General features: G+C 70.0%; 7 protein-coding genes. 5 read left to right on the top strand and 2 right to left on the bottom strand.

All coding sequences use genetic code 11. The features are described 5' to 3' along the window. The first annotated feature begins 5 nt into the window (after window positions 1-5). The 4 genes from PIQ37_RS07275 to PIQ37_RS07260 all read left to right on the top strand — a co-directional run bounded on the left by PIQ37_RS07275 (window position 6) and on the right by PIQ37_RS07260 (window position 5,078). The gene (locus PIQ37_RS07275; RefSeq protein ID WP_342072943.1) at window positions 6-1,034 is read left to right on the top strand and encodes an SIS domain-containing protein; all 1,029 of its coding nucleotides are present in this window, start codon (window positions 6-8) and stop codon (window positions 1,032-1,034) included. Further along, complete coding sequence (gene nagA, locus PIQ37_RS07270) at window positions 1,034-2,179, top strand: N-acetylglucosamine-6-phosphate deacetylase (protein WP_342072942.1); 1,146 nt, start codon at window positions 1,034-1,036, stop codon at window positions 2,177-2,179. Before PIQ37_RS07275 ends, nagA begins: the two co-directional genes overlap by 1 nt. 144 nt (window positions 2,180-2,323) lie before the next feature. Next, a complete protein-coding gene (locus PIQ37_RS07265; protein ID WP_342072941.1) occupies window positions 2,324-2,746 on the top strand; it encodes a hypothetical protein in 423 nt (140 codons plus the stop codon). A 382-nt stretch (window positions 2,747-3,128) separates the two neighbouring features. After that, the gene (locus PIQ37_RS07260) at window positions 3,129-5,078 is read left to right on the top strand and encodes a hypothetical protein (RefSeq protein WP_342072940.1); all 1,950 of its coding nucleotides are present in this window, start codon (window positions 3,129-3,131) and stop codon (window positions 5,076-5,078) included. 441 nt (window positions 5,079-5,519) lie between these two features. Here PIQ37_RS07260 and PIQ37_RS07255 read toward each other — a convergent pair whose 3' ends face one another. After that, window positions 5,520-6,764, bottom strand: a complete 1,245-nt coding sequence (locus PIQ37_RS07255) for a multifunctional CCA addition/repair protein (protein WP_342072939.1) — start codon at window positions 6,762-6,764, stop codon at window positions 5,520-5,522. A gap of 128 nt (window positions 6,765-6,892) precedes the next feature. Beyond that, a complete protein-coding gene (locus PIQ37_RS07250; protein WP_342072938.1) occupies window positions 6,893-8,845 on the bottom strand; it encodes a transglycosylase SLT domain-containing protein in 1,953 nt (650 codons plus the stop codon). A gap of 691 nt (window positions 8,846-9,536) precedes the next feature. Between PIQ37_RS07250 and PIQ37_RS07245 the strand changes: the two genes are divergently transcribed. Beyond that, on the top strand, window positions 9,537-12,425 hold the full coding sequence (locus PIQ37_RS07245) for a TonB-dependent receptor (RefSeq protein WP_342072937.1): 2,889 nt from the start codon (window positions 9,537-9,539) through the stop codon (window positions 12,423-12,425). The last annotated feature ends 13 nt before the right edge of the window (window positions 12,426-12,438 follow it).

The raw sequence follows: 12,438 nt of genomic DNA, 5'->3' as shown, positions 1-12,438 counted from the left end.
TGCCCATGGCGCTGCCCTCCGAAACCGAAACCCTGATGTTCCGCGAAGCCGCGGAAGCCGCCGCGGTCGTCGCCGCGCAGTTCGAACGCAACCACGCCACGGTGGCCGCACTGGCCGCGTCGCTGCGCGCCGACCCGCCGCCGTTCGTGGTGACCTGCGCGCGCGGCAGCTCCGACCACGCCGCCACCTACGCCAAGTATCTGTTCGAGACCCAGCTCGGCGTGGTCACCGCCTCGGCCTCGCCGTCGGTGGGGTCGGTGTACGAGGCGCCGCTGCAGTTGCGCGGGGCGCTGTACCTGGTGATCTCGCAATCGGGCAAGAGCCCCGACCTGCTGCGCAATGCGCAGGCCGCCAAGGACGCCGGTGCGCGCGTGGTGGCCCTGGTCAATGTCGAGGATTCGCCGCTGGCGCAGCTGGCCGACACGGTGATCCCGCTCGGTGCGGGCCCGGAGAAGAGCGTGGCTGCGACCAAGAGCTACCTGGCCTCGCTGGCGGCGATCCTGCAGCTTGGCGCGCACTGGAAGAACGACCCGGCGCTGCTGGGCGCGCTGCAGGCCCTGCCGCAGGCGCTGCACGCGGCCTGGCAGGCCGACTGGCGCTCGCTCACCGACGGCCTGGTCGAGGCCCACAACCTGTTCGTGCTCGACCGCGGTCTGGGCCTGGCGGCGGCGCAGGAAGCGGCGCTGAAGTTCAAGGAGACCTGCGGCCTGCACGCCGAGGCCTACAGCTCGGCCGAAGTGAAGCACGGGCCGATGGCCCTGGTCGGCCCGGGTTTCCCGGTGCTGGCGTTCGATCAGCCGGACGAAGCCGGCGAGGGCACCCGGCGCCTGGCCGAGGAGTTCCGCGGCCGTGGCGCGCAGGTGTGGCTGGCCAGCGCCGGCGGCGACCTGCCGCTGGTCGCCGCGCCGCACCCGGCGTGCGCGCCGCTGCTGGCGATCCAGAGCTTCTACCGCGCGATCAACGCCCTGGCCCTGCGCCGCGGCTACAACCCGGACCTGCCGCCGCATCTGAACAAAGTGACGGAGACCGTCTGATGACCACGGTGGCGCTGCGCAACGCGCGCGTGCTCGGCGAGGATGGATTCCTCGACGGTGTCAGCGTGCTGCTGAAGGGCGGGCGCATCCTCGCCCTGCTCGACGACGCCGACCCGCGCGTGGCGGCAGCGCCGGTGCAGCACGACCTGGGCGGCGGCAGCCTGCTGCCGGGCTTCATCGACCTGCAGGTCAACGGCGGCGGCGGCGTGCTGTTCAACAACCGCACCGATGTCGAGGCGCTGCGCCGCATCGGCCAGGGCCATCGCCGCTACGGCACCACCGGCTACCTGCCGACGCTGATCAGCGACGACGTGGAGGTGATGCGCGCGGCGATCGCCGCCACCCGCCAGGCCATCGCCGAGGGGGTGCCGGGCGTGCTCGGCATCCACCTGGAAGGGCCGTACCTGGCGCCGGCGCGCAAGGGTACCCACAACGCCGACAAGTTCCGCGTGCCCGACGCCGACGAACTGGCCATGGTCACCTCGCTGGACAACGGCGTCACCCTGATCACCCTGGCACCGGAACGCGTGCCGGCGGCCAGCATCCGCACCTTGGCCGCGGCCGGTGCGCGCGTGTTCGCCGGCCACACCGCCGCCAGCTACGAAGAGACCCGTGCCGGGCTGGACGCCGGCATCTGCGGCTTCACCCATCTGTACAACGCCATGACCCCGCTGCAGGGCCGCGATCCCGGCGTGGTCGGCGCGGCGCTCGAAGACCGCAACGCCTGGTGCGGGGTGATCGTCGACGGCGTGCACGTGCATCCGGCCAGCCTGCGCGTGGCGCTGGCGGCCAAGCCGCGCGGCACCGTGTTCCTGGTCACCGATGCGATGCCGATGGTCGGCGCCGACAGCCCCGCGTTCGACCTGTACGGCGAAACCATCACCGCCATCGACGGCGTGGTGCGCAATGCCGCCGGCGCCCTGGCGGGTTCGGCGCTGGACATGGCCAGCGCGGTGCGCAACAGCGTGCAGTGGCTGGGCGTGCCGCTGGAAGAGGCCGCGCGCATGGCCTCGCTGTACCCGGCGCAATGCGTGGGCCTGGATCACCGCTACGGCCACATCGCGCCGGGCTACCAGGCCGACCTGGTACTGCTGGACGACGCGTTGCAGGTCCGTCATACCTGGATCGCCGGCGCGATGGAGTAAGCGGCCGCGGGCACCGCCTGGCGGTGCTCGCCGAGGGCGTTGTGCCGCCGGCCGTGGTCTGGTTTGCTGTGGCCTGGCGTGCGCCGAGCCTATGCGCGGGCACAGGCAGGTGCCAGATCCGTCCCGCCTCACAAGGAACGTCCGGTGATCTACGAGATTCAACCCTATGCCGCCGTGAGCGGATTCCGCTTCGGTTGCAGCCAGGCGCATATCGCCAAGGCGCACGGCGCGCCGTTCACCACGGTGATCGACAACATCCAGAAGATCGTGACCGAGACGCGCGAAGGCTGCGAACTGGTCTACGAGCGCAAGGCGCTGCGCTACGTGACCCTCAATCGGCATGTGACGCCGATGGTCGAGGGGATCGACATCTACGCCCCGGACGCACTGGCGCGGCTGATGGCGCACGATCCGGATCATGCGATCGGGCCGCGCTATGCGCTGTTTCGCCGCCTCGGTATCTGCGTCGGCGGCCTCGGCGCCAAGCGCATCCCCGAGGGCCGGCTGGTCAGCGCCTTTGCCGAGGACAAGCGCGACTTCTTCGAATTCTTCGTCGCCGAGGACTGAGTCTCGCTCGCGCGACGCTTGGACAGTGGGTGGGTCTGCGTCTCCACGCCGGTCATTTGCCAGCGCGGTTGGTCTGAGAAGCAATGGCGGCAGCGCCGTGGCGCGCCGCTGCGCCATTTTTGCTGGGCATGCCTGTTGAGCAAAAGATGAAAAGTCTTCCGTCTCTCTCCCCACACGCGGTGTTGTCACCCGCATGCATTAGGATCGCGGGCGATCGCCACAGGGGGGGATCGTCATGCGCATCGTACGGACGGTGCCGCGTTCTTGCGGCAGCGGTGAAGGCTGGTTCGAGGGAATGTCGCGTGGCGTCGTGGCTTGGCGCATGCAGCGGAATGGCGGCGACGATGCGCCGCGTCGTGCGACTGCGCGGCCGCAGGTGCCCATGTCGACGCTGCTCGGCGCTGGCAGCATGCGTGCCGGGGCCGTCTTGTTGTTGTGGGCCACGGCCTGGCCGGGCTGGGCGGCGACATTACCGGCGGCGTGCCGGCGGCCGGCGTTGCCGGTGGCCTGCGCCGGCCCCACTGCGGTCGGGCGCTTCATCGCCCGCAATGCCGGCCACTGGCAGCCCTATGCGTTCGCCACGCCGCTCGATGTGCCCGCCGGGGAGACCCTGGCCATCGCGATTTGCGGACAGGCCAACCAGGCCGTACAGGATGCGCAGTGGCAAGCGCAGCCATCGTTGCTGCCGACACTGGTGCACCGCGTCGGGGCAAACGCTACGCTGTCGATCCTGGTGCAGGACAGCGCCAACGTCGCCCTGGCCGGGCGGCTGACCCTGGGCGAGGACACGCTCGCCGCCGACGGCACCTTGAGTACGCCAGTGGGGCCGGTGCAGGCGGCCTTGATCGGCACGCTGGTCGACGGTCCCATCGCCGACGGCGCTCGCATCGATCTGCGCCTGCGCGATTCTGCGAACGTCAGCCTGCAGACCGCGCAGAGCCATCTGCACCTGGGCGGCGGCAGTCTCAGCGAGCGGCTGATCGCGCCACGCGATGCAGCGGTCGCGGCCGCCGATGGCGCCTGTGTCGAGGTCGCCGTGGAGCGCAGCGATCGGGTCCTTGGTGGCCACGGCACGCTGACGGTCGGCGGCGGCCGCCTGCAGGGCGTGTTGATCGCGCACCCGCTGCGTGGCAGCCGCGTCGCCGTGCAGGCGGACGACGCGGCCAATGTGGCGGCGGACGAGGTCCGCCTGTTCGCCGGCCAGTTGCTGGACGAAGCGCTGCAAGCCGGGCCGTGGCTGGGCGGCCAGATCGCAATCGCGCTGGCCAATGCCGGCAATGTCGATGCGCACGCGCTGGACATCCAGGATGCGGTGCTGGTCGACGAACTGGTCGACGCCGGGCACGTGCAGGACGCGGCGGTCGACCTGCGCCTGGCCGATACCGGCAACGCCAGTGTCGAGGGCGCACTGCGCATCCGCGATGGCGGGTTGATCGACGAGCCGCTGGACGCCGCCGAGTTGCGCGCCTCCGACGTGACTGTGACGCTGCTGCGCAGCGGCAACGCCGCGGCGGCCGATGCGCGGATCGCGGACGGGGAATTGATCGACGAAGCGATCGATGCCGGTGCGGTGCAGGACGCGACCTTGGCGGTGCGCTTCGAGGACGCCGGCGATCTGCATGCGCTGGCGGCGCGGATCGAGGAGGGCGAACTGATCGACGAGGCGGTCGATGTCGCGTCCTTCGACGGCGGCACGCTCGACGTCGCGTTCGCGGACAGCGGCAACGTCACCGGCGATGCCCTGACCATTGCCCATGGCGAACTGATCGACGAAGCGGTCGACCTGCAGGGCACGCTCGCGCGTGCGCAACTGCGCCTGGACATGGCCGATGCCGGCAATGCCCGGGTCGAGGCGCTGGACATCGTCGAGGGCGAACTCGTCGATGAGCTGCTGGACCTGGGCGATGCGCACGCTGCCAGCGCGGAACTGCGCGTGCGGCGCAGCGCGAACGCCGGTGGCGCGCTGTCGGCGTCCGCCCAGCGCGTGTCGATCGTGTATGGCGAGTTGATGGATGAGGTGATCGACGCGGCAGGCACGCTGGACGGATTCGCCGGCGTCGTCGAGCTTGGCGACACCGCTAATGCGCGCGCGGCGCAGATCACATTGCAGGGCGCGCAGTTGCTCGATGGCGTCCTGGATGCGTCAGTGCTGCGCATCAGCGAGCTCGGCGTGCAACTGGCCGACGTGGCCAACGCGCGTTACCGGGACGCCCTGCAGATGCAGGACAACAGCACCCTGCTGGGGACACTGGCCGACGTGGACAGCCGCGATGCCGCCTCGCAGATCGCCACGGTGGTGGTCGGCAGCGGGGAGGCGATCCAGGTGCCATAGCGGTTGTCCGGCGAGCGGTGTGGCGGGTGGCGGCATCGCCGCAATCGCCGCCAGGCAATTCGGGCAACTTGCCGCTCGTTCGGGGCGCGGGGTTAGGTGCGACGGCGTTCTCGCCACGCATCAAGCGGGAACGTTGTTGCACCGTAGGAGCGGCTTCAGCCGCGACGGGCGTTCCCGGTAACGCGTTCGCGGCTGAAGCCGCTCCTACACGTGGGCCTTGGGGCACTAACTGCAGAGACCGTGACCAAAGCGCCTGAAAACATCGAGACGAACAGATCGCAGTGGATGGGTTCCAGGTTTTTAGAGGTGCCCTTTAATCGCTGCTGGATGTTCGCTTCAGCTGCGATGGACCATCCCAGGAGAGCCGGTCGTGGCTGATACACAAGCAGCGGACGAGTGCCGCTTCCACCGCGCATCCATGCAAGCGCGACGTGGCCGCGCTCAGGACGCGTCGGCCTGCGACTCCCGCCGCGCCGCGGCGATCGCCGCGATCCGTGCCTTGGCCAGTGCCTCGCCGATCTGCGGGCCGCTCAGGCCCTGCGCCGCCAGGTCGCGCGCGTTCACCGCCAACGCCGCCGCATGCAGGCGCTGCAGCGTGCGGCCCTGCGGGTAATCGGCGTCCTCGCTGCCGAGGCGGCCGCGCTTGTCGGCCTCGCACACCGTGGCCAGCTGCGCGATGCGCTCGGGCTTGCGGAAGCCATCGCAGCGCTGCAGCAGTTCGTGCACGGTGCGGTCGCGCAGTTCGGCCAGGCGATGCACGTTCAGATGCTCGCGGCAGGCGATCTCGGCCAGTTGCCGGTGCTCCTGCGGCACCTTCAGCCGTTCGCACAGCGCGCGCAGCGGTGCCAGGCCGCGTTGTTCGTGCATCAGGTGGCGCGGCCACTCCTCCGGCGGTGTCAGCGCCTTGCCCAGGTCGTGGGTCAGCGCGGCGAAGCCGATCAGTGCGTCGCCCGGCGCCAGCCGCGCGGCCATGTCGCTGACCAGTTCCTGATGGCGGCCGGTGTCGATTTCGGGGTGGTACTCGGCACGCTGCGGCACGCCGTACAGCGCGTCCAGCTCGGGCAGGACCCAGCGCAGCGCCTCGGCCTCGCGCAGCGTGCGCAGGAACGCCGACGGCTGCGCCGAGGCCAGGCTGCGCCGCAGTTCCTGCCAGACACGTTCGGGCACCAGCGTTTCCAGTTCGCCGCCGGCGGCCATCGCACGCATCAGGTCCATGGTCTCGGGCGCGACGACGAATCCCAGCGGCGCCAGCCGCGCCATGAACCGCGCCGCGCGCAGCACGCGCAGCGGATCTTCGGCGAAGGCCGGGCCGACATGGCGCAGCACCCGCTGTTCGAGATCGCGCGCGCCGCCATAGGGATCGACCAGGCGTCCGTCGGCCTCGTCGCGGGCGATCGCGTTGATGGTGAAGTCGCGCCGCTGCAGGTCCTCTTCCAGCGTCACCGAGGGATCGGCCTGCACCACGAAGCCGTGGTAGCCGCGCCCGGCCTTGCGCTCGGTGCGCGCCAGCGCGTATTCCTCGCCGCTGCGCGGATGCAGGAACACCGGGAAATCGCGGCCGACCTGCTTGTAGCCCAACTCCAGCATCTGCTGCGCGGTGGCGCCGACCACGACCCAGTCGCGATCGCCGGGCGGCTGCCCGAGCAGGGCGTCGCGGACGGCGCCGCCGACTAGGTAGATGTGCATGGGGCTGGGATTCGGGAGTGGGGATTCGGGATTGGTCAGAGCGACATCGCGCGAGCGGATGCCGCTGTGGCCTGTTCCAGGAATGCTAACCGCATACGGATGCGTGCGCTTTTACCAATCCCGACTCCCTAATCCCGACTCCCCGCCTCACACACAAACTTCTTCCGCGGCGCATCCAGCTTGCCGAGCATGCGCTCGGTGACCGGCAGGGCGTCGCCGTTGAGGCGCCAGTCGTAGATCACGCTGAACGCCAGGATGCGCGCCACGTACTCGCGGGTTTCCTTGTAGCTGACGGTCTCGATCCAGAAATCGGCATCGTGGCCCGGACGCTGGCTCTGCCAGCGCGCGGCCGGGCCGGGGCCGGCGTTGTAGGCGGCAATGGTCAGGTAGGGCAGGCCGTAGGTGTTGAGCAACTGGCGCAGGTAGGCGGTGCCGATGGCGATGTTGGTGTCCGGGTCGTACAGGCTGGCGGCGCCGCCGTAGCCGGCCAGGCCGAGCGTGCGGGCGACGCTGGCGCCGGTGGCCGGCACCACCTGCATCAGGCCCATCGCATTGGCCGGCGAGCGCGCGTTGGGGTTGAACACGCTCTCGGCGCGGATCTCGGCGGCGACCCAGGCCGGGTCGATCGCGTTCCTGCCGGCTTCGCGGCGGATGGTCTCGGCGTGATGCAGCGGGAAGCGCAGCGTGTACAGCCGCTGCTCCTCCGGGCGCTTGCCGAGCCCGAACACCGCGCGGTCGAACCAGCCGTTGTTGCTGGCCACTTCCACCGCCAGGCGCCGCTGGGTGTCGTCGAAACGGCTCAGCGCATCGTTCCACTCGGCCACGGCCCAGCCGGCGCGGTCGATCTTGAACAGCTCCAGCGCGCGCACCAGCGCCGGATCGCGCGCCACCGCCGCTTGCGCCTGCGCGCTGTCGTTCGGTTCCCACGGGCACAGCGCGTACGGCTGCTTGAGCCGGTCGGCGGCGAGGAAGCCGTGGAAGGTGGCGGAGTTGGCGGCCGCACGGTACAGCCGCTGCGCCTCGCTGGCGTTGCCGGTCTTCTCCGCCAGCCGCGCCTCGAAGTACTGCCAGCGCGAATCGCTGCGCTGCGCCGGCGGCATCTTGCGGATCGCGGCCAGTGCCGCCGGCCAGTCGCCGCGCGCCATCGCCTCGCGCGCGCGCCACTCGTGCAGGCGTTCGTCGTACGCGGACTCGGGCACCGCGTTGAGCCGGCGCGCCGAATCGGGGCCGTACGAGGCCACCGTCCACAGCGCGATCTGGTACAGCACCGTGCCGCGCTGCGCCTCGCTGAACTGCAGTGCCTGGGCGAACTGCGGCAGTTGCCGTTCGGCGGCATCCGGATCGGTCTTGGCCAGCTTCGCCAGCCCATCCACCGCCACCTTGCGGCTGCGCTCGGTCTTGGGCCAGGTCAGTGCGCGCATATGCACCGCGTCCAGGAACGCGGCGTAGTCGTTGGCCAACGCCAGGTCGGCGGCGGGCAGGCCGCGTGCGGCGGCGCGCATCACCGCCGGCTGCTGTGCGTCCGCGGCCGCTTCCACGCGTGCCCAGCGCAGCGCATCGGTCATGCCGCCGCGCGCCTGCAGCACCGCGAACACCGGATCGCAGGCGTCGGGCAGCGACTTGCCAGCGTTGCGCCACAGCGCCTGCGCTTCGTCCACCCACTGCGCGTCGGCGCGGCCGGTGGCCTGGCGCGCGTTGAGCTGGGCGCAGCGCAGGCCGAGATTCTCGGTAGGTTTCCAGTTCGCCAGCAGCGCCGGCCAGTCCTCGCGCCGCGCCAGCGCCGGCAGCCACAGCGCACGGAAGCTCTCGGCCACCGGCTGCCCGGCGTAGCGCTTGAGGAAGTCCTGCGCCTGCGCATCGGACACCTTGTCGATGTTGCGGCGCAGGTTGGCGTACTCCAGCCAGCCGTACAGCGGATGCTGCTTGAACGCGGCCGCGCGGACCGGATCGAACCGGCCCTGCTCGGCATCGTCGATCGCCGAGCGGATCGCCGGGCGCTGGGCATCCAGGGACTGGGCGAGGGCGGAAACAGGGCCGCACAACGCGGCGGCGAACAGCAGGAGAGACGTGCGCAGGATCATGCGCGGGACTATACCGAACGCGGATGAATCGCCGTTTCAACTGGCGATGGTGGACGCTGTCGTCGCTTTGGCCGGCGTGGCTGCGGCGATGGGGAGCCGCGTCGGCCAGGTGGGCCGGCGAGTGCGCTGGGTGTATCGAGGTCATCGTGGCGACAGGCGGAGCCATGGCACGTCGTGTCGGTGCCGTGCCCTGCAGCGTTTGCAGATCGGCATCGCGCGCCGGGCCGTTCGGTGCCCCGGCACGGACGGGTGAGCGCGGTGCAGCTTCGTGCGCTCGAACCCTGCGGGACGCTTCGCGCCGTACCCTCACCCCAACCCCTCTCCCGGTGGGAGAGGGGCTCGGCTTCTCCCTTCTCCCATCGGGACCAGGGCCCCCTTTTCGGGGGAAGGTGCCCCGCAGGGGCGGATGAGGGTACGGGCGAAGCCTCTGATCGCCAGATCGCGCGGGCGCTTCGCGCGCCGCACCCTCACCCCAACCCCTCTCCCGAGGGGAGAGGGGCTTGAGCATTGCGCGGCTTGACGATGTCTTGCGCATCCCATGTCTACCAGATCGACCAGTCATCGCGATGGCCCGCGCTTTGCCTGCCGGACGCTTGCACGGCGTTTACGATTTGTTTACAAAGAATTCCACGCCGTCGCGGTGCAGGGGGTCGCAGCGGCCGACCCACATCCTTTCTGGAGAGAGAGACGGATGAATTTCCTGCACCGCCATCCTTTGGTCTTCGCGGTATCCCTGGCCCTGCTCGGCGGCGTCCCCGCCATCGCCGGTGCCCAGCAACAGACGCCTCCGGCCGCGCCCGGTACGGCCACCACCCTGGACAGCGTGCAGGTCACCGGCACCCGCATCCGCCGTGCCGAAGTCGAGGGTCAGGTGCCGGTGCAGACCCTGAGCCGCGCCGACATCGAACGCACCGGCCTGACCTCCATCGGGGATGTGCTGCAGGAACTCACCGCCTCCGGCTCGGCCTTGAATGCGAAGTTCAATTCCTCCGGCAATTTCGGCTTCCCGCCGGACGGCAGCGGCGTCGGTGCCGGTTCGGCGCAGGTGGATCTGCGCCATCTGGGCGCCAAGCGCGTGCTGGTGCTGGTCGACGGCATGCGCTGGGTCAACGAGTCCTCCGCCTCGGGCGTGGGCGCGGCCACCGACCTCAACACCATTCCGCTGGCCATCGTCGAGCGCGTCGAGGTGCTGGAAGACGGCGCGTCCTCGCTGTACGGCTCCGATGCCATCGCCGGCGTGGTCAACATCATCACCCGGCGCAACTTCGAGGGCGGCCAGGTCACCCTGAACTACGGCGAGTACGACAAGGGCGATGGCGCCAGCAAGGGCGTGGACCTGGCCTGGGGCCACAGCACCGAACGCACCAGCCTGTTCCTCGGCGCCAGCTACACCAAGCAGGATCCGATCTACGCGCGCGACCGCGCACAGTCGCTGTATCCGATTCCCGGCACCGGTCTGAGCTTCGGCAGCTCGGCCACCCCGGACGGGCGTTTCATCTTCGTCGATCCCAACACCGGTGCCGAGCAGAACCTCACTCCGAACAGCGGCGCGCGCGCGCCGCGTTACGACGGCACCGGCGGCTGCACCCGCAGCGACGACTACCACTGCTTCACCACCGCCGACCGCTACAACTTCGCCGCGTCCAACCTGCTGCTGACCCCGTCCGAGCGCAAGGGCGTGTTCGGCCAGTTCCGCTTCTTCTTCAACGACGACGTGCAGTGGTACCTGAAGCTGCTCGGCAATCGCCGCGAATCGACCAACCAGGCCGCGCCGGAACCGATCTTCCTCGGCCCCGATGCCGGCACCGGCAATCCGCTGGCCGACAACATCGTCATTTCCGCCGCCAACCCGTACAACCCGTTCGGCTTCGCGCTGGATTCGGGCAGCAACCTGATCATGATCGGGCGCCGCCCGGTGGAAGGCGGTGCGCGCGTGTTCGAGCAGCGCGTGGACACCCAGTACGTCGGCACCGGCTTCATCGGCAGTTTCGAGGGCGCCGACCGCACCTGGTTCTGGGACGTCAACGGCGCCTACAGCAAGAACAAGGCCGAGCAGACCAACTACGGCAGCTACAACATCTACAACATCAACCTGGCGCTGGGCGATCCGGCGGCGTGTGCGGCGGTGGCCGGCTGCGTGCCGCTGAACATCTTCGGCGGCGCCGGCAGCATCACCCCGGACATGCTGCGCTGGATCCAGCCGGTGGTGCACGACCGCAGCCAGAACGAGCTGACCCAGTTCACCGCCAACCTCAGCAGCGACCTGTTCCGGCTGCCGGCCGGCGCGGTGTCCTTCGCCACCGGCGTGGAGTACCGCAAGTACGAGGGCTTCTACCGCCCGGATCCGCTGACCGTGATCGGCCACTACAACGGCGTGCCGTCGTTGCCGACGCAGGGCAGCTACGACGTCAAGGAGGCCTACCTCGAACTGAGCGTGCCGATCTTCGCCGACTCGCCGCTGGGCGACAAACTGGACCTGAGCCTGGCCGGGCGCTACTCCGACTACTCCACCTTCGGCGGCAAGTTCACCCCGAAGTACGGCCTGCGCTGGCAGGTGGCGCCGGACTTCGTGCTGCGCGCCAGCTATGCCGAAGGCTTCCGTGCGCCCAGCATCGGCGAACTGTACGGCTCGGCCGCGCGCGCCGACCTGACCCTGTCCGACCCGTGCTCGATCGGCCTGGGCGGCACCGCGCCGCGCGGCAGCGCCAGCAACTGCGCCACGCTCGGCGTGCCGGCCGGCTACCAGCAGGCCAACTCGCAGATCTCGGTGACCACCGGCGGCAACCGCGCGCTGGAGCCGGAGAAGGCGCGCAGCTTCAGCGCGGGCTTCGTCTGGAGCCCGTGGTTCGCCAGCAACGTGCCGTGGTCGGACCGCTTCGACGTGGAGGTGACCTTCTACCGCCACGACATCGACGGCGCGATCCAGGCGATCAACGCGCAGACCCAGCTCGACCTGTGCGTGGACACGCTGTCGCCGACCTACTGCGACGGCATCACCCGCGCCTCCACCGGCGGCATCAACGGCTTCAACAACCGCCTGACCAACCTCGGCTCGATCAAGACCGACGGCTGGGACGTGGACCTGTTCTGGAACTCGCCGGAGACCGCGGCGGGCCGCTTCAAGATCGGCTGGCAGAACACCTTCGTCACCCGTTACGTCGCCACCGGCGCCGCCGGCCAGGTGCAGCCGCAGCGCCCGGGCGTGGAAGTGGTGGACAGCTCGATCCCCGAGTGGACCAGCAACCTGAGCCTGGACTGGTCGCGCGGCCGCTGGAATGCGTCGTGGACGCTGCGGCACATCTCCGAGCTGACCGAACAGTGCGGCGACGCGGTCGCGTTCCCGGTGTGCAGCAACCCGGTGGCCGGCACCAACACGCTGGACGCGATCACCTACCACGACCTGCAGGTCGGCTACCGCTTCGACTGGCTCAAGGGCCTGACCCTCAGCGGCGGCGTCAACAACGTCTTCGACAAGGATCCGCCGATCTGCCTGTCGTGCTCGCTCAACGGCTACGACGCCTCCACCTATGGCATCCCCGGTGGGCGCTACCTGTATGTGCGGGCGGATCTGAAGTTCTAGTCCCGGCCTGCGC

The organism is Xanthomonas protegens (genome assembly GCF_038442435.1).
GTDB lineage: Bacteria > Pseudomonadota > Gammaproteobacteria > Xanthomonadales > Xanthomonadaceae > Xanthomonas_A > Xanthomonas_A sontii.
The sequence above is the reverse complement of the archived record's forward strand: the minus strand, read 5'-3'. Positions and strand labels throughout refer to the sequence as shown.